This window comes from Pseudomonas sp. MWU12-2037 (genome assembly GCF_023242345.1).
Lineage (GTDB): Bacteria > Pseudomonadota > Gammaproteobacteria > Pseudomonadales > Pseudomonadaceae > Aquipseudomonas > Aquipseudomonas gingeri_D.
The window spans coordinates 160,708-180,390 of the sequence record NZ_JALLIZ010000012.1 but is presented as its reverse complement, the minus strand read 5'-3'; the positions used below and the strand labels follow the sequence as shown (position 1 = coordinate 180,390).

Annotated in this window: 17 protein-coding genes and 1 pseudogene; 10 read left to right on the top strand and 8 right to left on the bottom strand. The window is 61.0% G+C overall.

The features are described 5' to 3' along the window. Positions 1-340 precede the first annotated feature (340 nt). Both istB and istA read right to left on the bottom strand, forming a co-directional pair. Positions 341-1,123 carry an IS21-like element helper ATPase IstB gene (gene istB, locus M5B42_RS21800; RefSeq protein ID WP_152742433.1) on the bottom strand — a complete coding sequence of 261 codons (783 nt, stop codon included), beginning with the start codon at positions 1,121-1,123 and terminating at the stop codon, positions 341-343. Continuing rightward, positions 1,120-2,129 (bottom strand): annotated as a pseudogene (istA, locus tag M5B42_RS21795) (IS21 family transposase). The gene istB and the pseudogene istA overlap by 4 nt, the downstream one beginning before the upstream one ends. 842 nt (positions 2,130-2,971) lie before the next feature. Here istA and M5B42_RS21790 point away from each other — a divergent pair. Continuing rightward, positions 2,972-3,877, top strand: a complete 906-nt coding sequence (locus M5B42_RS21790; RefSeq protein WP_248746964.1) for a LysR family transcriptional regulator — start codon at positions 2,972-2,974, stop codon at positions 3,875-3,877. A gap of 18 nt (positions 3,878-3,895) precedes the next feature. Here M5B42_RS21790 and M5B42_RS21785 read toward each other — a convergent pair whose 3' ends face one another. Then, the gene (locus M5B42_RS21785) at positions 3,896-4,645 is read right to left on the bottom strand and encodes a glucose 1-dehydrogenase (protein ID WP_248746976.1); all 750 of its coding nucleotides are present in this window, start codon (positions 4,643-4,645) and stop codon (positions 3,896-3,898) included. 253 nt (positions 4,646-4,898) lie between these two features. Between M5B42_RS21785 and M5B42_RS21780 the strand changes: the two genes are divergently transcribed. The 4 genes from M5B42_RS21780 (at position 4,899) to M5B42_RS21765 (ending at position 9,515) form a co-directional block, all read left to right on the top strand. Beyond that, positions 4,899-5,714 (top strand): alpha/beta fold hydrolase, encoded by an 816-nt coding sequence (locus M5B42_RS21780; protein ID WP_248746963.1) that lies wholly within the window; start codon positions 4,899-4,901, stop codon positions 5,712-5,714. A gap of 36 nt (positions 5,715-5,750) precedes the next feature. Next, positions 5,751-6,656 (top strand): LysR family transcriptional regulator, encoded by a 906-nt coding sequence (locus tag M5B42_RS21775; RefSeq protein ID WP_248746962.1) that lies wholly within the window; start codon positions 5,751-5,753, stop codon positions 6,654-6,656. A gap of 127 nt (positions 6,657-6,783) precedes the next feature. After that, a complete protein-coding gene (locus tag M5B42_RS21770) occupies positions 6,784-7,413 on the top strand; it encodes a glutathione S-transferase (protein WP_248746961.1) in 630 nt (209 codons plus the stop codon). Positions 7,414-7,469: 56 nt separating this feature from the next. Beyond that, positions 7,470-9,515, top strand: a complete 2,046-nt coding sequence (locus M5B42_RS21765; RefSeq protein ID WP_248746960.1) for a pyridoxamine 5'-phosphate oxidase family protein — start codon at positions 7,470-7,472, stop codon at positions 9,513-9,515. 6 nt (positions 9,516-9,521) lie between these two features. Here M5B42_RS21765 and M5B42_RS21760 read toward each other — a convergent pair whose 3' ends face one another. Together M5B42_RS21760 and M5B42_RS21755 are read right to left on the bottom strand one after the other, a co-directional pair. Continuing rightward, on the bottom strand, positions 9,522-11,024 hold the full coding sequence (locus M5B42_RS21760; protein WP_248746959.1) for an aldehyde dehydrogenase family protein: 1,503 nt from the start codon (positions 11,022-11,024) through the stop codon (positions 9,522-9,524). A 94-nt stretch (positions 11,025-11,118) separates the two neighbouring features. Continuing rightward, positions 11,119-11,742, bottom strand: coding sequence for a LysE family translocator (locus M5B42_RS21755; RefSeq protein WP_103497150.1), 624 nt, complete (start codon positions 11,740-11,742; stop codon positions 11,119-11,121). 144 nt (positions 11,743-11,886) lie between these two features. Here M5B42_RS21755 and M5B42_RS21750 point away from each other — a divergent pair, with 144 nt between their 5' ends. Next, the gene (locus tag M5B42_RS21750; RefSeq protein WP_178129708.1) at positions 11,887-12,360 is read left to right on the top strand and encodes an Lrp/AsnC family transcriptional regulator; all 474 of its coding nucleotides are present in this window, start codon (positions 11,887-11,889) and stop codon (positions 12,358-12,360) included. Between the two features lies 1 nt (position 12,361). Here M5B42_RS21750 and lpdA read toward each other — a convergent pair whose 3' ends face one another. Together lpdA and M5B42_RS21740 are read right to left on the bottom strand one after the other, a co-directional pair. Continuing rightward, a complete protein-coding gene (gene lpdA / locus M5B42_RS21745) occupies positions 12,362-13,762 on the bottom strand; it encodes a dihydrolipoyl dehydrogenase (RefSeq protein WP_248746958.1) in 1,401 nt (466 codons plus the stop codon). A 105-nt stretch (positions 13,763-13,867) separates the two neighbouring features. Next, complete coding sequence (locus M5B42_RS21740) at positions 13,868-14,203, bottom strand: hypothetical protein (protein WP_177104072.1); 336 nt, start codon at positions 14,201-14,203, stop codon at positions 13,868-13,870. A gap of 681 nt (positions 14,204-14,884) precedes the next feature. On the opposite strand from M5B42_RS21740, the gene M5B42_RS21735 reads away from it, so the two are divergent. The 4 genes from M5B42_RS21735 (at position 14,885) to cfaB (ending at position 18,147) form a co-directional block, all read left to right on the top strand. Next, positions 14,885-15,136 carry a hypothetical protein gene (locus M5B42_RS21735; RefSeq protein WP_103497147.1) on the top strand — a complete coding sequence of 84 codons (252 nt, stop codon included), beginning with the start codon at positions 14,885-14,887 and terminating at the stop codon, positions 15,134-15,136. 70 nt (positions 15,137-15,206) lie between these two features. Beyond that, positions 15,207-16,052: a DUF692 domain-containing protein gene (locus M5B42_RS21730; protein WP_248746957.1), complete on the top strand. Its 846-nt coding sequence runs from the start codon at positions 15,207-15,209 to the stop codon at positions 16,050-16,052. Next, positions 16,043-16,834, top strand: a complete 792-nt coding sequence (locus M5B42_RS21725) for a DNA-binding domain-containing protein (RefSeq protein ID WP_248746956.1) — start codon at positions 16,043-16,045, stop codon at positions 16,832-16,834. The genes M5B42_RS21730 and M5B42_RS21725 overlap by 10 nt, the downstream gene beginning before the upstream one ends. A 128-nt stretch (positions 16,835-16,962) precedes the next feature. Further along, on the top strand, positions 16,963-18,147 hold the full coding sequence (gene cfaB, locus M5B42_RS21720) for a C17 cyclopropane fatty acid synthase CfaB (protein ID WP_177104076.1): 1,185 nt from the start codon (positions 16,963-16,965) through the stop codon (positions 18,145-18,147). A 48-nt stretch (positions 18,148-18,195) separates the two neighbouring features. Here the strand turns inward: cfaB and cls are convergent, their stop codons facing one another. Next, positions 18,196-19,635 (bottom strand): cardiolipin synthase, encoded by a 1,440-nt coding sequence (gene cls, locus M5B42_RS21715; protein WP_248746955.1) that lies wholly within the window; start codon positions 19,633-19,635, stop codon positions 18,196-18,198. Positions 19,636-19,683 lie beyond the last annotated feature (48 nt).

Here is a 19,683-nt window from a genome sequence, read left to right as displayed (position 1 = left end):
GTATCTCAGCGGCTCCGCATTGATCTCTAGGGCAACAAGTCGACTTGCAGCGATGATCAAGCTATTGAAGCGGTCATTGCTAACGGAGATATATGCGATGAGCCTTTTGCCAGACGCCTGCATAGAGCCGATGCAGCGAGGAGTCGACTTGTCGCTTAGGAGTAGCGGGTCAACGTGTAGGTAGCATTCTAGAGTTGGGTATTTGAATGCTTCAGGGTAGCGGACGGAGCCGTAAAGCTTGATCGCAATATGCTCTGAATAATGGTTGTCAACGCCGGCCCAAAACTGACCCCTTTCCCTCACTTTTCGCCGATTGAAATTTGACCCCCTCGGCCTGTTTCTAAACGGTTTTCACTGCCCGTGTCGGGCTGGTACCGGCCTTACGTTTGTCCTTGAGGCGATAGCTGTCGCCCGAGATCTGCACGATGTGTGCGTGGTGTAACAGCCGATCGAGCATCGCTGCTGTCAGCGTCTGGTCATCCGCGAAGGTGCCGGCCCACTGGGTGAACGGCAGGTTGCTGGTGAGGATCATGCTGCCGCGCTCGTAGCGGCGGGCGACGACGTTGAAGAACAGATTGGCTTCGTCGCGTCCGAAAGGCAGGTACCCAATTTCGTCGATTACCAGCAGCCGAGGGCCCATCACCGCGCGGTTGAAATACTCCTTCAGACGATCCTGGCGATGTGCGGCAGCGAGTTGCAGCATCAGGTCGGCGGCGGTGATGAAACGGGTTTTGATACCTGCCAGGGTCGCACGATAGGCCAAGGCGCAAGCCAAGTGCGTCTTGCCTACGCCGCTGGGCCCGAGCAGGACGATGTTCTCGGCGCGCTCGACGAAGCTCAGCCCCGCCAACTCCTGCAATTGCGCTCGCGGCGCACCGCTGGCGAAGGCGAAATCGTATTGCTCCAATGTCTTGAGGGCAGGCAGTGTCGCCATCTTCAGCAAGGTCTGTCGCGAGCGCTCGGTGCGTGCCTCGGCTTCAGCGCGCAGAAGCTGCTCCAGGAAGTCGGCGAAGCTCTGTTCCTGAGTCGCTGCTTGCTGTGCCAAGCCAGCCCAGTCCACAGCCATCCGTTCAAGCTTGAGCTGCTGGCACAGCTCGATGATGCGGGCATGTTGCAGGTTCATCGGCTCCACTCCAGCAACTCATCGTAGACCGAAAGCGGGTGCTGCAAGCTCTCGTGCGGTAGAACCCGTCCCAGCCGCAGCGAGGTGATCGCCGGGGCTGTCATAACCCCGCCAGCTGGCAGGGGCAGCAAGACATCACGCTCTTCAGCCAGGCGTATCGCTGGCTTTACTCCGGTGGTGCCATGAATCCGCTGATGCGCGATTTCGTCGAGCCAACGACCGATATGCGCGTTGGCGGTGGCCACATCCAACGGCAAGCCCGCGCTCTTGAGCGTGGCCGCCAGCGGCGTGATGAAACTGCCCTTGAGGTAGCCGTTGAAGCGCTCGACCTTGCCTTTGGTCTTGGCCCGATAGGGTCGGCAAACACGAGGGCGAAAGCCGTATTCATCGGCCAGTGCCAGCAGCCGGGGATGCCAACGATGCAGGCCCATGCCATAGGCGTCGCGCTCCAGGATGATCGCGCCGGCGTTGTCGAACAGCGCCTCCTCTGGCACCCCGCCGAAATAGACAAAGGCCTCACGCAAGCCGTCCAACCACGCATCACTGTCCTCGCGGGCACCGAAGCGGACGAAGGTGGCACGGCTGTAGCCAAGCGTGGCGACGAAAGCCTTGAGCGGGTTGCGGCCCCTGCGGATGGTGGTGAAATCTACCTGCACCTGCTGGCCGGGCGAAGTCTCGAAGCGCACCACTAGGTCATGGCGTGGGCGCTTGAATGGCGCCAAGTAGGACTTTAGCTGGCTGACGCCGCCTGCATAGCCTTCAGCCTGGATCTCACGCAACAGCACGGTGGCAGGAATCCAATGTGGCCGGGCTGCCTCGATACGCTCTTGTAGATAGGTCTTGAAGGGGTCGAGCTTGGCCGGACGCGGTTCCCGTGCCGGATAACGCGGTGGCTCGGCTTCGCCACGCAGGTACTTGCGAACGGTGTTGCGCGACAGCCCGAGAGTGCGCGCGATGGTCTTGATGCCCATGCCCTGATTTCCACTGACTGCTCCTGGGTCAACATCTCGGCAGCTCAAAGCCACCATGATCGCCCAGGGGGTCAAATTTGCTTCGGCGTTAGGGGGTCAGTTTTACATTGGCGATGACAAATGGTGACCGATTGGCCTGGTATCGGTAGGCGTGGCCATGCTGAAAGACCATGACATATCCCATCCCCATATCCGGACTTGTAGGATTATCCGCTCAACGGTGGCACGATTCCGACTAGCCATAGTATTCACCCTCCCCGTTTGAGTTGGCTACAGACAAACCCTAGTTCACCTAGTGTCCACCGTAGAGCCGATCCATCTCGATCAGGAAGCGCTCACAGCGGGTCTGCTTACGTTTGACGGCATACTCGGCATCGGCGAAGAACATCCGTTTCATCGGGGCTCGACCGTTCGATTCGTGTGAGGCGAGTATTTCACCGGGGATGGAAGTCTTTTTGAGAGTTTCCTTAGAACAATTTCACAGCCTAATCGAAAGCAGCGGGGGTTTATCAACTGCAGTGCTTTCTGGGGCAAGGGTAAAGACCTTGTGACAATCTTTATTGTTTGCAGCGGAGCCGTTTTTTATGGAGATTTGAAGTTTTGTGACAAACTTTATTTTCAAAGAGCTAGCTTTATAGCGCCCTGTAGGCCGCGGAATACGCGGGGCGCTGTGGCAATCTTTATTATTTCGTCACATCTGTATAAAGCCGCCGATCAAGGCGGCTTTTTTTTCCCCGCGATTTATCACCGCGTCGTTCTCGTTGAAGTGCGCGGCCTTTCTTCCGAGGTCTGATGGCCGACAGAAAAATTTTGCACGCTCCCAGGCAATACCTGCAGACTGCTCGAAGTGACGTGAATCATTCCGGGGAAGAATAAGATGGATCGGTTGGCTGCGATGGAAACCTTCGTCTACGTCGTGGAGACAGGGTCCTTTTCCGCGGCAGGCAGACGTCTGAACGTCGGACAGCCTGCTGTTTCAAAAAGCATCGCGCAGCTTGAAGAGCACCTGGGGGTTCGCTTGCTGACCCGTTCGACGCGAGGGTTATCTCCGACCGAGGCCGGCACGCTCTTTTTTGAACGGGCGAAGAGGGTCATCGAGGAGGCCAACGAAGCCGAATTCGCCGCGCGCGGGGCGGGTGCCGGATTGACCGGGACATTACGCATTTCCACGACAGTGACCTTTTCCAGATTGCATATTCTTCCCCATTTGGGGGGATTCCTGGAGATGCACCCTCTGCTTGATGTTGACGTGCTGCTTGACGATCGATCGGTGAACCTTGTTGAAGAAGGTATCGATATCGCCTTGCGCATGGGCAACCTCAGCGATTCGAGTTTGACGGCCAGAAGGATTGCCCGATGCCGACGGTTGGTAATGGCTACGCCCAGTTATTTCAAACGACGCGGTGTGCCCGAGTCGCCCGCGGATTTGGCGGACCATGAAGCGGTGATCTATTCCCTGGGCGGAGGGGGGGCATCGTGGTTATTCAAAAAAGGCACGACCGAGGAGTCAGTCACCCTCAACGGCCGTGTACGAGTCACCGCTGCCGAGGGTATTCGGACAACGGTATTGTCAGGCTACGGCCTGACACTCTCCTCTGAGTGGATGTTCGCCCCTGAGCTGGCCAGCGGAGAGGTCGTGCCCGTTCTTCAGGACTGGGAGCTTCCCGAAATGGACCTTTGGGCCATCTTCCCGACCGGGCGCATGGCAAGTGCCAAGGCCCGTGCGTTTGTGGCCTATGTAGAACAGTTGATGGGAAACGTCACCTCAGTGGCAGTCATCTGATCCAGGGCGATGCCGGTCTCAGACTTGAGCCATGCCACCGTCGACGCACAGGTCAATGCCCGCAACGAAACTGCTGTCGTCCGAGGCCAGGAACAGCGCGGCTGAAGCAATTTCTTCCGGGCGGCCAAGGCGCCCCAGCGGAACGGCTTTGGCGAACGATGCTTTCAACTGATCGACCTGCTCCTGGGTGGACGCCTGGCTTTCCATGATCGGCGTATCAACCGGGCCCGGGCTCAGGCTGTTGACCCGAATGCCACGGTCTTGCAGCTCCAGTGTCCAGGTCCGTGCGAACGAGCGGACGGCCGCTTTGGTCGCGCTGTAGGTGCCGTAGCCGGGAATGCCTTTGGTGGCGGCGATTGAAGCGGTCAGGATGATCGAGCCGCCATCACGTATCAAGGGAAGTGCTTTTTGTACGGTGAACAACAGGCCCTTGACGTTGATATCGAACGTCCCGTCATAGTGTTCGACGCTGATGTCATTGAGGTAGGTGGGGTCGACGATGCCCGAGTTGGCGACGAGCACGTCAATGCAGCCTTTCTCGCGTTCAACGACCTCGTAGAGTCGGTTTAAATCTTCGGAGCTGGAGACGTCGCCCTGCACGGCTGTCACGTTGCGACCGATCAATGCGACGGCCTTGTCCAATTCGGCTTGGCGCCGGCCGGTGATAAAGACATAAGCACCTTCTTCAACGAAACGCTGGGCGGTCGCCAGACCGATGCCGCTGCTGCCACCGGTGATAACTGCAATCTTGCCTTGAAGCTTGTTCATGATAATGCCCTCAGGAAGGTAGAACTGAGGGAGGGCCCAGGGTGGCCACTCGCCTCGTGGTGAGGGCCCAAGTGTCTGCTCCATGATTTAAACCGGGAACGCCGGTCACGGGCATAAAACCTATGCCTCATATGAATGAGCGCTCATACCTCTGGACATTTGAACGCGTGCGGGCAACGCTGTCCGATCTCTTGATTCCGAGTGCAGGGGGCCTGGGCACTCGTTGTTTCATCCATTAGCGAAGGATAATTCAATGCCGTTTGTGACGATCGATGGACAACCGCTGCACTTCCTCGACCAGGGCGCGGGTGAGGTGGTGGTGCTGGGCTCCAGCTACCTGTGGGACAGCGGCATGTGGGCACCGCAGATCGCGGCACTCTCGCAACACTACCGAGTGATAGTGCCGGAGCTCTGGGGCCATGGGCAGTCCGGACAGCTGCCGGAGAACACTCGTAGCCTCGACGATCTGGCGAATCAGGTGCTGGCCTTGCTGGATCACTTGGAAGTTCAGCGTTTCACCCTGGTCGGCCTGTCGGTCGGCGGCATGTGGGGCGCGCGCCTGGCCCTGGCAGCGCCCGAGCGCGTCCGTGGCCTGGTGTTGATGGATACCTATGCCGGCGAAGAACCTGCACCGACCCAGCAATATTATTTCTCGATGCTGAAGATGATCGAGGACGCCGGCAGTATTCCGCCGCCTTTGCTCGATGCAATCACGCCGATTTTCTTCAGGGCGGGTATCGATCCGCAACTGCCGTACTACCAGGCGTTTCGTACCTCCCTGACGACTTATTCGAGCGAGCGCTTGCGTGACAGCGTCGTCCCGCTGGGACGGCTGATCTTCGGTCGTGATGATCGCCTGGCCGCGCTGGCGGGCCTGGATGCCGCAAGCACCCTGGTGATGTGCGGCGAGCAGGACAAGCCACGGCCACCGAGCGAGGCTCGGGAGATGGCCGAGTTGATCGGTTGCCAGTACATCGGGATACCGGAGGCCGGGCATATCTCCAGCATCGAAAACCCGACATTTGTGAACGATGCGCTGTTGGCATTCCTATCCGAGCTGCCTGCATAGTCAGCGCGATCCTCCGGAGTAGCGAGTAGCCAACCCATGGACAGATTCCAGGAAATGCAGGTGTTTATTGCCGTCGCCCAGGAGCAAGGCTTCGCGGCGGCGGCGCGACGACTGAGTCTCTCGGCACCAAGCGTTACCCGGGCGGTGGCGGCGCTGGAAAAACGCATCGGCGCCCAGTTGCTCGTGCGTACCACGCGCAACGTGCACCTGACCGAACCCGGGCAGCGTTATCTGGAAGACTGCCGACGCATCCTCGCCGCCATGGAGGAAGCCGAGGCCTCGGCCGCCGACAGTCACGCCCGTCCTAGCGGCCAACTGACCATGACCGCGCCGGTGCTGTTCGGTGAGTTATACGTCACGCCGGTGATGGTACGTTACCTGGCGCAGTATCCGGCGGTGGATATCAACGCGCTGCTGCTGGACCGCGTGGTACCCATGGTCGAGGATGGGATCGATGTCGCGGTGCGGATTGGCGAGCTGCCCGACAGCGGTTACCACGCCATCAGGGTAGGGCAGGTCCGCCGGGTGGTCTGCGCTTCACCGGCCTATCTGGATAAACAGGGTCGCCCCCAACATCCGGACGAGTTGCGCCAGGCGCAGATCGTCATGGCCGCCTCGGCTTCGCAGGTCAGGAGTTGGCAATTCCTCGAGGGCGATAAACCCTTGAGCATTCGCCTGGAACCACGATTGGCACTGACGGCGAATCGGGCGGCGATCCATGCCGCCTGCCTGGGCCTTGGTCTGACCCGGGTGCTGTCTTATCAAGTCGCGGACAAGCTGGCGGCCGGTGAGCTGGAAATCGTGCTGGAAGATTTCGAGTTTCCGCCGCTGCCAATCCATGTGGTGTATCAAGGGGGCCGCACGGTCTCCGTACGGGTGCGCAGCTTTGTCGATTTCATGGTCGCGGCCTTGCGTGAACATCCAAACCTGAGAGGCGGATGAGTATTTCAGTTTTTGAAAGAATGGATTGCCGTTTCTGGTGATTCTGTTGTTTTCGCTGAAGGAGCAAGATCACTCCATCAGCGCGAACCATCCCGGGTTGCGCTTCCGCCCCCCGTGGAATCCCGCCATGTCCCAGACCCCCATCAAGCTCTACAACTTTTCCCGCTCCGGCCACGCCCATCGCGCCGAACTGATGTTGTCCCTGCTCGGCCTGCCGGTGGAACTGATTCATGTGGACCTGCCCAGCGGTGCCCATAAGACCCCGGAATACCTGGCCCTGAATGCCTTCGGCCAGGTGCCGGTCATCGATGATCAAGGCCTGGTCCTCGCCGACTCCGCGGCGATTCTGGTGTACCTGGCACTCAAGTATGGGCAAGGCCGCTGGCTGCCCACCGATCCGGTTGGTGCCGCCCAGGTGCAACGCTGGCTGTCGGTAGCGGCGGGGCCGATTGCCTTCGGTCCGGCCCGGGCCCGGTTGATCACGGTCTTCGGTGCACCCTTTGACGCCGAGGACGCGATCAGCCGTTCCCATGGCTTGCTCAAGGTCATCGAGCATGAGCTGAACCAGTCGTCCTATCTGGTGGGTGACACACCGACCATCGCCGATGTCGCCGGCTACAGCTATATCGCCCATGCGCCGGAAGGCAATGTCTCGCTGGCGGACTACCCCAATGTTCGGGCCTGGTTGGCGCGGATCGAAGCCTTGCCGGGCTTTGTGCCGATGCCGCGTACCGTCGCCGGATTGCAGACCGCCTGAGATCGATGAAACCTCCCGGTCACTTCGGTCGGGAGGGTTTCCCGTGGAGAGTCGCGATGAACACATCCAGCGCATCACCCTGGCACGTCGGTGAACTGCAGATGCAGACCCAGGTCGGTGTCGCCGAACGGATGGCTGAACTCGGTCCGAGGGTGATCCGTGACTACATGCCGGACCAGCATCGTGACTTTTATCGCCAGTTGCCGTTCCTGCTGTTCGGCACCGTCGACGATCAGGGCAATCCCTGGGCGAGCCTGTTTGAGGGCGAGCCGGGCTTTGCCTTTTCTCCCGATCCCAGGTTGTTGCAGGTGGCGAGTTTTCCACAGGTTGCGGACCCGACCTATTCAGCGTTGCGAGCCGGCGCGGCCATCGGCTTGCTGGGAATGGAGCTGCATACCCGGCGACGCAACCGTATCAATGGGCGTGTGGCGGCGCTGACTGGAAAAACCCTGAGCGTGTCTGTGGAACATGCCTTCGGTAACTGTCCGCAGTACATCCAGTTGCGTCAGTTCGAACGGGTGCCCGCGCCGGACCCGGCCACGCAAGTCGTTCATCGTTCCCACGGACTGGACGCCGAGGCAGCGGCAATGATCCATGCCGCCGATACGTTCTTTGTCGCCAGTTATGTGGATATCGACGGCGCTCGCTCCGTGGATGTCTCCCATCGCGGCGGGCAAAGCGGCTTTGTCCGGGTCGAGGGCGACTGCCTGACCATCCCGGACTTCGCCGGTAACCTGCACTTCAACACCCTGGGCAATCTGCTGATCAATCCCCATGCGGGCCTGTTGTTTATCGATTTCAATACGGGTGACCTGCTGCAGCTCAGTGGGCGCACCGAAGTTATCCTCGACGGACCGCTGGTGAAAGCCTTTCAGGGCGCCGAGCGTTTGTGGACGTTCCACGTGGAACATTGTGTGCGGCGTCCGGCGGCTTCGACCTTGCGCTGGAAGTTCGAGGGCTTTTCACCCAACAGCCTGATGACCGGCAATTGGGATCAGGCGGCTGCGCGCTTGCAAGCCGAAGCACTGGGCAACGCTTGGCGGCCTTTGCGGATCAGCCGGATTGTCGAGGAAAGCAGCAACATTCGTTCGCTGTGCCTTGAACCGACGGACGGGGCGGGGTTGCCGGTGTTTCAGGCCGGGCAGCATCTGCCGCTGCGTTTCGATCTGGGCGGGCAGACGCAGATTCGTACCTACAGTCTGTCGGGCGCTCCTTCGGATGCGTTCTGCCGAATCAGCGTCAAACGCGACGGGCGGGTGTCGTCCCATGTGCATGACCAGCTCAAGGTCGGTGATGTGCTTGAGGCGCGCGCGCCGCAGGGCCATTTCACTGTGGCGACCCATGAGCAGCGTCCGCTGGTATTACTGGCGGCGGGGGTGGGGATTACACCTCTGTTATCGATGTTGCGGGAGGTGGTGTATCAGGGCAAGCGTACCCGGCGGATGCGGCCCACGGTTTTGTTCCACAGTGCCCGGTCGTTGGCGGAGCTGCCGTTTCGGGCCGAGCTGGATGAACTGATGGAACGTGCGGGCGATACGGTTCAGGTGGTGCGCCTGCTGAGTCAACCGGAGCCTGAGGCAGTGCCGGGTGAGGATTACCATCTGAAAGGCCGACTGGATGTCGAGGTGTTGAAGGCCGTGCTGACTATTGATGACTATGACTCGGTGGATTTTGTCCTGTGCGGCCCGGGTGGCTTTACCCAGGGGCTGTACGATCAACTGCGGGATATGGATATCCGCGATGAGCGTATTCATGCGGAGACATTTGGCCCGTCGACGTTGCACCGTCGCCAGGATCCGGGTGTACCGCAAATCGAGCAGCCGCCGGCGGCTACGCAGTCGGTGCCGGTGGTGTTCTATCGTTCGGGCAAGGAGGCGCGTTGGCGGCCGGAAGGTGAGAGCCTGCTGGTCTTGGCGGAAAGCCGTGGCCTGCAGCCGGAATTCAGTTGCCGGGGCGGATCCTGTGGAACCTGTAGCACTCGCTTGATCAGCGGGCAGGTACATTATCCACAGCCGCCCGCGGAGTTGCCGGGCGAGGGGCGGGTGCTGATTTGTTGCGCGATTCCGGCGCAAAGCACGGAACCGCTGGTGTTGGATCTGTAACGGCTTTCAGCGTCGCAGGCTGGTATCGATCTGGCTCATCCGACTGCGCAAGGTAAACACTCCATCCCCGGAGAGGATCGCCCCACGGGCAAACAAGCGCCCGTTCTCCCAGTTCGAAAGCCCCAGTTCCGGCTTGTTCAGCGCGTACTGGCCATCGACCCAGCGAGTGAAGCCATCGCCGACAAAGGGGGCGTTGATGCTGTTGTAGAAGTAATCGTGGGCGCCACGGTCGGCGCTGATCAGCGATACGGTGAACTGCGGGCTGTAGCGATTGAACAGGGCAACCGCCTGATCCAGGTCGTCGACGATTTTCAGGCTGACTTCCGGCGTCTCTTCCCACTCCCATTCGCGGCCCAGTTGGTCTTCGGGCAACGACTCGGTTTGTGCTTCTTCCTCATACCCTTCGGCACGCTGGACCTGCACCCGCGCGTGCAACCACTCGGCCGGCAGCACGCTTTCATCGCCGCTGACGATATGCAGCTTGCACCGCTGGCCGCGCGCTTCGCCGGCAGCCTTCAGCGCCTCAAGGAACAACGGCACCAGTTCGGCTGCGCGCTGGCGATGAATCACACAGACATTAAGCGTGTTGCAGACCTTGCGATCCAGGGAGTTGCGCACCACTTCGGCAAAGCGCTTGGCGTCCGCGTCCTGATGGGCCACCAGCCAGGCGCCGCCGGTGCCGTGCAGACTGACCACAGTGCCGGCCTGCTGGGCGATTCCGCCAAGCTGCTTTACGGCATGGCCCGAACCCCGGGCCACCGCCAGGGACAGGCGGCGGTCGGCGAACATCGCCCAGCCTGCTGCCCGATCGCTGCTTTCCACCAGGGACACCGCACCCGCCGGCAAACCGGCTTCGTGCAGCGCCGGATTGAGTGCATGGCGAACAATCGCCTGGGCCGTGCCGAGGGCATCGCTGCCGATCCGCAGCACGGCGGTATTACCCGTACGCAGAACGCCGGCAGCATCGGCAAACACATTCGGCCGACCTTCAAAGACAAATGCCACGACGCCCAGGGGTGCGACGACTTGCTCAACCTTCCAACCTTCATGTTCCACGGACTCACGGACCCGACCGCGAATCAGCGGCGCATCACGCCAGGCCCGTAGCCCGGCAATCATGTCGCGACGCATGGCCTCGCTTGCCAGCAGACGGGTGGTGGAGCGCCCACGGGCCTTGGCCTGGGCGATATCGGCCTGGTTCGCGGCCTCGATCAATGCCCAGGAAACCGGTGCTTCCAGATGTTGGGCAAACAGGTCGAAGAACTGGCTGATGGCCTCGTCCGAGACTTGGGCCAGTGCGGTGAACGCAGTTTGTGCAGTGTCGATGGCCTGGGTCGCGATCTGTTGCACGGCATGGGGAATCAGCAGCAGTTCGCCGCTGGCCTGGTCCACCAGCAGATGATCGCCCGGCTGGAAACGCTCGGCCAATTCCGGCGGCACCGGGGAAACCCGGTTACCCGCGTAGAGAATTGGCGTGCCGGCGATAAGACGATCGAGCGTGCTGGTCATGGTTGGAACACTTGTCCGTGGGAGTAGGAGGCAAAATGTATAAGAAAAACGCCGTCGGCTCACCTGCTAACGGCGTTTCTTTTGCACAACGGCCTCAGGCTTGCTGGATAAACGCCAATCGGACGGCAAAACCGATCAACAGGCCGCCGAACAGCCATTGCTGCAGGCGTTGCGCCCGTGGGCTCTTATCGAGCCATTGGCCGATCCAGGCACCGGCCAGGGCGTAACAGCTATCGAATAGCAGCCCGACCGCCACCAGGGTTACGCCGAGTCCGAGGAACTGCGCGGCCACCGGGCCGGCATGGGCGTCGATAAATTGCGGCAGCAGCACCGAACAGAACAGCAACGCCTTGGGGTTCAGCAGATTGGTGAGCAGTCCTTGTTGCAGGGCGCCGCGCCAGCTCAAGGTTTGTTGGGTACCCTGGTGATCCGCGTTCAGCAACGCCAGCGACCCGGGCCGCAGCATGCGCAGGCCGATCCACAACAGATAGGCGGCACCTGCCAGGCGTACGATATCGAAGGTCCACGGCGCTGCCTTGAACAGCGCCGCGAGGCCCAGGGCCGCCAGCGCCACATGGCAGGCGCGGGCGATGCCCAGGCCGAGGGCGGTGGTCAGGGCCTGGCTGCGGCCATGGCGGGCGCCGGTTTGCAGCAGGAGGATCATGTCGGGGCCGGGAAGCAGATAAACCATCGCCAGTGCGAACAGGTAGAGGAGCATCGTGCTGTTTCTCCAAGAAGGGATAACCGGAGAAAATTCTATGCCGGAAGGCCAGGGCAGGTGCTTGCGTATTCAACCCGTGAAAGGCTTAGACTTGGTACTTTCTGCCAATACAGTCGAAGCGGGTAGTCGGATATGCCAAAAATAAAACTCGATGCCTACGACCGTAAAATCCTCGCGGCTTTGCAACGGGACGGGCGCCTGAGCAATGTCGAACTGGCCGCCGAAATCGGCCTCTCGGCGTCACCGTGCCTGCGTCGGGTTCGCATGCTCGAGGAGGCGGGGGTGATTCGCGGCTATCAGGTGAACCTGGACCGCGATGAAGTCGGGCTGGGTCTGACGGTGTTCGTCGGGGTCAAGGTCGAGCGGCACCACGAGGCCGAAGCCGAGGCCTTTCGCCTGGCGGTCATGGCCTTGCCCCAGGTGATCTCGGCATTCCTGGTGTCCGGCGAGTCGGACTTCCTGCTGCAAGTGGTGGTGCCCGACCTGCGGGCTTATGAACGCTTCCTCAATGGTCAACTACTGCGCCTGCCCGGTGTACGTGATATCCGCAGCAACTTTGCGATCCAGGCGGTGAAGGCGCCCGGACCGCTGCCGTTGGATCATCTGCCCGACTGACTCAGATCTGCGTGGCCAGGCCTTCGACGTTCATCGCCGCCTGGCGCAGGGCTTCCGAGCGGGTCGGGTGCGGATGGCAGGTGAGGGCGATATCTTCGGCCGAGGCGGAAAACTCCATGGCCACGCAGTATTCGCCGATCATCTCGCTGACACTCGGGCCCACCAGATGCACGCCAAGGATCTCATCGGTGTGCTCGTCGGCCAGGACCTTGGCGAAACCCTCGGTCTCGTGGTTGATCTTGGCCCGGCTATTGGCGCTGAAGGGGAATTTCCCGACCTTGTAGGCGCGGCCCTCGGCCTTGAGCTGTTCTTCGGTCTTGCCGACACTGGCCAGTTCCGGCCGGGTGTAGATCACACTGGGGATCAGCGCGTAATTGACCTCGCCGGCCTTGCCGACGATCTGCTCGATGCAGGCCATGGCCTCGTCTTCGGCCTTGTGGGCGAGCATCGGGCCGCTGGTGACGTCGCCAATCACCCAGACGCCCGCGGCTTCGGTGCGGTGGCCCTGGTTGGTCAGCATGCCGCGCTTGTCGGTGGACAGCCCCACGTTTTCCAGCCCAAGCCCTTGGGTGAAGGGGCGACGGCCGATGGCCACCAGCACGTAATCGGCCTCGATCAACTGCGCTTCGCCACCGGCCGCCGGTTCCACGCGCAACTGTACGCCGGTCGCGGAGCGGGTGGCGCTGGTGACCTTGGAGCCGAGCAGGAAGTTGATGCCTTGTTTGCTCAACGAGCGCTGCAAGGTCTTGCCGGCTTCCAGGTCGACGCCGGGGCAGATCCGGTCCAGGTATTCCACCACCGTGACCTGGCTACCGAGCCGCCGCCACACCGAGCCCAGTTCCAGGCCGATAACCCCGGCGCCGATCACCACCAGATGTTTGGGCACCTCCGGCAACGACAGCGCGCCGGTGGAGTCGAGGATGCGTTGGTTGTCGATTTCGACACCCGGCAGCGGCATCGGCTCGGAGCCGGTGGCGATCACGATATCCTTGGCCTGTAAGGTGGTTTCACTGCCGTCGGCGGCACTGACCAGCACCTTGCCAGGGCCGGCGATCCGCCCCCAGCCCTTGATCCACTCGACCTTGTTCTTGCGAAACAGGTATTCGATACCCTGGGTCAGCCCGGCCACGCTCTGGTCTTTCTGTTTCATCATCTGCGCGAGGTTGAGGCTGGGCGTGACCTCGATCCCGAGGTTGGCGAACTCGCTGCCCACGGCCGCCTCATAGAGCTCGGACGCGTGGAGCAGGGCCTTGGACGGCATGCAGCCGACGTTCAGGCAGGTTCCGCCGAGGGTCGCGCGGCCCTCCACGCAGGCGACCTTCAAACCCAGCTGGCCGGCGCGAATGGCGGCGTTGTAGCCCCCGGGTCCGCCTCCGATGATGACGACGTCGTAGCTGCTCATGACTGTTCTCCTGGGAGACACCGCGTTGAGGAAGAAGGACAAAGGCAGGTGTCATAAAATATTATGATCATAATATTGTCCTTGTACGCAACATTGGTCAAGGCATTACCTGGAGGGCTTGCTGCCGCCGGTTCGAGCCGGATCTTCCAGAAAGGTGGTGTAGGGGTACGTCGACTCGGCGTGAAAATTGATCCTCCGGCCACGGACGGTGGTCAGTTGCGAGTCGGCCTTTATGCAGAGTGTCTGACCGCTTTTGAAGGTGAGCCGGTGAATCTGTTGATTGTCTTCGCGGCTGATCTCATGGCTGATCAAGTCCAGCAGGTTGCTCAGGCCCAGGGGCGAACCGGGTTGATTGATGGTCAGGCAACTGGAAGTCTCCGCACTTGGGGTCATCCCCAGCGGGCGTTGAAAATAATGGTATTCACTCAAGGTATGGCTCATGGCGGCTCCGTCGCTCAAGTGTGCGCGCCGAGTGTTGGGCATGTTATTAGTCGGCAGCGCGCACAAAGGGTGTCAAGTGTTTTAAGGGTGAGGCATATAGTTATAAGTTATCTGGCCTCGTGGCGTTGGTGAGCGTACGAGGGTCAATAAGGGTTTTGGGTATCGAGCCGTCTATTCAAGGGGTTAGGCGTGGCGCGGAACCCTTGGCGAACGCTTTTCAATACGGAAAGTTACGAATTTTTTAATGAACCGATAGAGGTATTTAAAGTCAGAAGGATGTTAGTCATTGCCAGGATACCAATCAAGTCACGCAGATGTTGAATTTTGTTACACGAGTAGCCGGTTAACCGGTGGTAATTTTTCTGGTTGTTTCGAACAGTGGGATTGCAGATAAATTAATGTCAGTGTTTTCCGTGTTGTTGGGTTAATTGATATACGGGTTACACTGTTCGGGTAATGCTTTAATTATTACTTGTTAGGGAGTTTCTGTTATGTAGTAACGCAATACTTCTGCAGGTCATCCCTGGCAGGAGCGGCCGGTCGATGAGGGCGTCGAGGATTATTTTCAAAAAAATTTGCAAGGGGCTGTAACGGCTGGCGGCGACCGCTCTCTACTGCCATGTCGAGACTGAACATTCCGTTCGGACCGATACCCCTAACGCATTTTCGAGGATAAAAACCATGTCGATCAAAACCGCCGCTGCTGGTGCCGCTCTCGCTCTCGCCGCCGCCACCATGTTTGCTGGTGTCGTCACCCAGGCGTCGGCCGCCGATGCCCAGGTTCACTGCTATGGTGTCAACGCCTGCAAAGGCCAGAACGACTGCAAGACCAAGGATCACGCTTGCAAAGGCATGGGTTCCTGCAAAGGCCAGGGCTTCAAGGCCATGACCAAGTCGGCCTGTGAAAAAGCCGGTGGCAAAATCGGCGAATAAACGACGCCCGAGTGCTCCCGCAGCGGTCGGCCCCTGACGCCGCTGCGGACACTTCAGCGAGGAGTCCAGTATGTCCGTTTCCCGTCCCTGCCTGGGTTATGGCCTGGGTTTGCGCAGTCACTATCACCAGGAAATCCTCGAGCAGTTGCCCGCGGTGGACTGGTTCGAGATCGTTTCCGAGAATTACCTGGTCCAGGGCGGCAAGGCGCTCTACTACCTGGATGCCATCGCCGAGCGCTATCCGCTGGTGATGCATGGCGTGTCGCTGTCCATCGGCGGGCCCCATGAGCTGGATATGAACTACCTCAAACAACTCAAGCAGCTGGCCGGGCGGGTCAATCCCGCGTGGATTTCCGACCACCTGTGCTGGAGCCGCGGCAACGCCCATCAGTTGCATGACCTGCTGCCGCTGCCCTACACCGAAGAAAGCCTGTATTACGTTGCGGGACGTGTCCGCCAGGTGCAGGACGTGCTGCAGCAGCCGCTGGTGCTGGAGAATGTCTCCAGTTACGTGCGGGCTGCTTCCGATGAATTTTCCGAGTGGGAGTTTCTTGAAGCCCTCAGTCGCCTGAGCGACTGCGAGCTGTTGCTGGACGTGAACAATGTCTATGTCAGCGGGCGCAATCACGGTTTCGATCCCTGGACTTTTATCCACGGCCTGCCGGCAGGCAAGATCCGCCAATTGCACCTGGCCGGGCATGAGGACTATGGCGACTACGTGATCGATACCCATGATCATCCGGTCTGCGATCCGGTCTGGGAGCTCTATCAGCGGACCCTCGAACACCTGGGACCGGTGGCGACCCTGCTGGAGCGCGACGATCATTTCCCGCCACTGGGTGAACTGGTGGACGAGCTGGACAAGGCCCGTGAGTTGGGCGCTACCGCCCTGGCCCGGAGGTCGTTATGCGCCTGAATGACTGGCAGCTGGCTTTTGAACGTTACCTGCTCGGGGAAAACGCCGTGGCCGGTGACGCCTTGGGCGCCAGCCTGATCGGCGGGCCGAGCCTGGATGTCGAAACCGGCCTGGCGATTTACCACAACGCTTACCGCGCCCGTTTGCAGGAAACCCTGCGCAGCGACTTTCCCACGGTGTGGAACTGGCTGGGTGACGAGGAGTTCGATGGGCTGACCGCGGCCTATCTGCGCGAATGCCCATCGTCCCATTACAGCCTGCGCTGGCTCGGTGCCGGCTTCGAGGCGTTTGCCCTGCGTCATCTGGTGCCGGAGCAGAGCGCGCCCCTGGCGGAACTGATTCGCCTGGAGTGGGCCTTTACCCTGGCCTTCGATGCCGTGCCGGGCGAGCCCCTGACCCTCGCGGCCATGGCCGGCCTGCCGGCCGAGGCCTGGCCGTCGTTGCAACTGGAGTTGCTGCCCAGCGTGCAATGGCTCAGTGGTCGGTTCAACAGCCTGGCGATGTGGCGGGCGGTGAAGGCCGAAACGGAGTTTCCCGACAGCCTCGAACTGGAACAACCCCAGGTCTGCCTGGTCTGGCGTGCCGACCTGGTCTGCCACTATCGCAGCCTGGAACCGGCGGAAGTTCAGGCCCTGGACGGCATGGTGAATGCCGGTTGGAGTTTCGCCGAATTGTGCGCCGAGCTGGCGGCCAGCCTGGGAGAGGGGGCGCCTTTGCAGGCGGTCAGCTGGCTCAAGCAATGGGTGAGCGACGGCCTGGTTGCTCAACGCCACAGGCTTTGACGCTGCCATTCTTCCCGTGAAACGGTGTCGGGCAAAACCCATAGTTCGAGTCTATTATCTCGATAGGCTGACAGATCCCGTGAATGCGCTACCCTTAATTCAGACGTCTGAAACAAGGGGGATAACTCATGCTCGCGCAACTTCCACCGGCCTTACAGAATCTTCAGCTACCGCTTCGCCTGAGACTCTGGGACGGCCACGAAATCAATCTCGGGCCGACGCCCAGTGTCACCATCGTTGTGAAGGACCCACAACTGGTCGCGCAATTCACCCATCCCACGCTGGATTTGCTGGGCAGCGCCTTCGTTGAAGGCAAGCTGGAACTCGAAGGACCGATCAGCGAAGTCGTGCGGGTCTGCGACGAGTTGAGCCAGGCGCTGCTGGAGGATGAAGGGGACAACCCGCCGCCGCGCCTGGCCCACGACAAGGCCACCGACGCCGCTTCCATCTCCTACCACTACGACCTCTCCAACGCCTTCTACCAGCTCTGGCTGGACCGCGAGATGGTCTATTCCTGCGCCTACTTCGAAAGCGCCGACGCGACCCTCGAAGAAGCCCAGCAAGCCAAGTTCCGCCACCTGTGCCGCAAGCTGCGCCTGCAACCGGGCGAGTACCTGCTGGATGTCGGCTGCGGTTGGGGCGGGCTGGCGCGTTATGCGGCGCGGGAGTTCGGGGTCAAGGTATTCGGGATCACCCTGAGCAAGGAACAGTTGGCATTGGCGAGGGAGCGGGTGGCCGCCGAAGGTCTGCAGGACAAGGTCGACCTGCAACTGCTCGATTACCGTGACCTGCCCCAGGACGGTCGCTTCGACAAGGTGGTCAGCGTCGGCATGTTCGAACATGTCGGCCACGCCAACCTCAAGCAGTACTGCGAGGTCCTGTTCGGTGCCGTGCGCGAAGGCGGCCTGGTGATGAACCATGGCATTACCGCCAAGCACACCGACGGACGCCCGGTGGGACGCGGTGCCGGCGACTTTATCGATCGTTATGTGTTCCCCAATGGCGAGTTGCCACATCTGTCGATGATCTCTGCTGAAATCAGCGAGGCCGGTCTGGAAGTGGTCGACGTGGAGAGCCTGCGCCTGCACTACGCGCGGACCCTGGAGCAGTGGAGCCAGCGTCTGGAAAACAATCTGGAGGCGGCGGGGCGCGAGGTGCCGGAACGAGCCCTGCGGATCTGGCGGCTGTACCTGGCCGGTTGCGCCTACGCCTTTGAAAAGGGCTGGATCAACCTGCACCAGATCCTGGCGGTAAAAGCCTTCTCCGACGGCAGCCACAACCTGCCCTGGACCCGCGACGATCTTTATCGCTGACCCCCGCGCAGGCGCGGCCTTGGGCGGCGCCTGCGCCGAGGTTCCTCTCTAGAGGATCGGCGAGATCAAGCGTGCGACCCGCATGCCGAGCTGTTGCAGGCGATGGGTTTTGCGGCTTTCGTCCTTGGCCACTTCATGGGCCAGGGCAAAGTCCTGCTCGAGCATCTGTTCCACTTTCCGGGCGAAGGCTTCGTCCACGGTCAGTAACATCACTTCGAAATTCAGCCGGAACGAGCGGTTGTCCAGGTTCGCACTGCCGATGGCGCTGATTTCGTTGTCCACCAGCACCACCTTCTGATGCAGGAAACCGGGGCGGTAGCGGAACACCCGCACGCCGGCGCGCACGGCTTCGAAAGCGTAGAGGCTGGAGGCGGCGTAGACGATGCGGTGGTCCGGGCGTGACGGCAGCAGCAGGCGCACATCCACGCCGCGCAGCACCGCCAGGCGCAAGGCGGCGAACACCGCTTCGTCGGGGATGAAGTAGGGGCTGGTGATCCAGACCCGTTCCCGGGCCGCATGAATGGCTTCGACGAAGAACAGCGAACAGGTCTCCACCGGGTCGGCCGGGCCGCTGGCGAGCAACTGGCAGAGCACACCGCCGTCCGGGTAGGACTCCGGCAGGATCAGCGGCGGGAGTTTGCGCGAGGCCCAGAACCAGTCTTCGGCGAATGACTCCTGCAAGCAGGCAACCACCGGTCCGCTCACCTGCACATGGGTGTCGCGCCAGGGCGACAGCGGTGGTTTGGCCCCCAGGTACTCGTCGCCGACGTTATGCCCGCCAACAAAACCGACCAGCCCGTCGACCACCACCACCTTGCGATGATTGCGGAAATTCACCTGGAAACGGTTCAACCAACCGCTGCGGGTGGCGAACGCGCGGATCTGCACACCGCCCTCGCGCAGGGCCTCGACGTAGGTGTGGGGCAGGGCATGGCTGCCGATACGGTCGTAGAGCACGTAGACCGCCACCCCTTCGGCGGCCTTTTCCAGGAGCTTTTTCTGCAACCGTCGGCCTAGCTGGTCGTCATGGATAATGAAAAATTGCACCAGCACTGCTTCGTGGGCCTGGTCGATGGCCTGGAAAATCGCCTCGAAGGTTGCGTCGCCATTGATCAGCAGTTGCACCTGGTTGTTCGCCAGGCATGGCATGCGCCCCAGTTTCGGCATCGCCCGCAGCGAGGCATAGGCCTGGGAACTGCGCGCGGCCAGGGCCTCTTCGACCCAGGGGCGCCAGTTCAGATCGGCGATGGCCTTGCGCATTTCCACGTTGGCCTGGCGCCGGGCCTTGATGTAGGCGTCGAAGCTGCTGCGGCCGAAGACCAGGTAGGGAATCAGCGTCAGGTACGGGATGAACATCAGCGACAGGGCCCAGGCAATCGCGCCCTGGGCGGTGCGCACGGTCAATACGGCATGGATGGCGGCGATCAGGCCAAGGGAATGGATAAGGGCAATCAGGTAGGCGAAAAGGTGTGGGCCAAAAAAATCCATGGGCGCTCCTGCTCAGGCGTCTTCAATCTCTAACAGACCATGTTCCGG

Excerpts from the sequence above, each read along its gene's own strand:
- M5B42_RS21775 (WP_248746962.1), top strand. The coding sequence starts at position 5,751 with ATGGACAGATTCCAGGAAATGCAGGTGTTTATTGCCGTCGCCCAGGAG.
- M5B42_RS21725 (WP_248746956.1), top strand. The coding sequence starts at position 16,043 with ATGCGCCTGAATGACTGGCAGCTGGCTTTTGAACGTTACCTGCTCGGG.
- cfaB (WP_177104076.1), top strand. The coding sequence starts at position 16,963 with ATGCTCGCGCAACTTCCACCGGCCTTACAGAATCTTCAGCTACCGCTT.
- M5B42_RS21780 (WP_248746963.1), top strand. The coding sequence starts at position 4,899 with ATGCCGTTTGTGACGATCGATGGACAACCGCTGCACTTCCTCGACCAG.
- istB (WP_152742433.1), bottom strand. The coding sequence starts at position 1,123 with ATGAACCTGCAACATGCCCGCATCATCGAGCTGTGCCAGCAGCTCAAG.
- M5B42_RS21760 (WP_248746959.1), bottom strand. The coding sequence starts at position 11,024 with ATGACCAGCACGCTCGATCGTCTTATCGCCGGCACGCCAATTCTCTAC.
- M5B42_RS21755 (WP_103497150.1), bottom strand. The coding sequence starts at position 11,742 with ATGCTCCTCTACCTGTTCGCACTGGCGATGGTTTATCTGCTTCCCGGC.
- M5B42_RS21740 (WP_177104072.1), bottom strand. The coding sequence starts at position 14,203 with ATGAGCCATACCTTGAGTGAATACCATTATTTTCAACGCCCGCTGGGG.
- M5B42_RS21730 (WP_248746957.1), top strand. The coding sequence starts at position 15,207 with ATGTCCGTTTCCCGTCCCTGCCTGGGTTATGGCCTGGGTTTGCGCAGT.
- M5B42_RS21735 (WP_103497147.1), top strand. The coding sequence starts at position 14,885 with ATGTCGATCAAAACCGCCGCTGCTGGTGCCGCTCTCGCTCTCGCCGCC.
- M5B42_RS21770 (WP_248746961.1), top strand. The coding sequence starts at position 6,784 with ATGTCCCAGACCCCCATCAAGCTCTACAACTTTTCCCGCTCCGGCCAC.
- M5B42_RS21765 (WP_248746960.1), top strand. The coding sequence starts at position 7,470 with ATGAACACATCCAGCGCATCACCCTGGCACGTCGGTGAACTGCAGATG.
- M5B42_RS21790 (WP_248746964.1), top strand. The coding sequence starts at position 2,972 with ATGGATCGGTTGGCTGCGATGGAAACCTTCGTCTACGTCGTGGAGACA.
- lpdA (WP_248746958.1), bottom strand. The coding sequence starts at position 13,762 with ATGAGCAGCTACGACGTCGTCATCATCGGAGGCGGACCCGGGGGCTAC.
- M5B42_RS21785 (WP_248746976.1), bottom strand. The coding sequence starts at position 4,645 with ATGAACAAGCTTCAAGGCAAGATTGCAGTTATCACCGGTGGCAGCAGC.
- cls (WP_248746955.1), bottom strand. The coding sequence starts at position 19,635 with ATGGATTTTTTTGGCCCACACCTTTTCGCCTACCTGATTGCCCTTATC.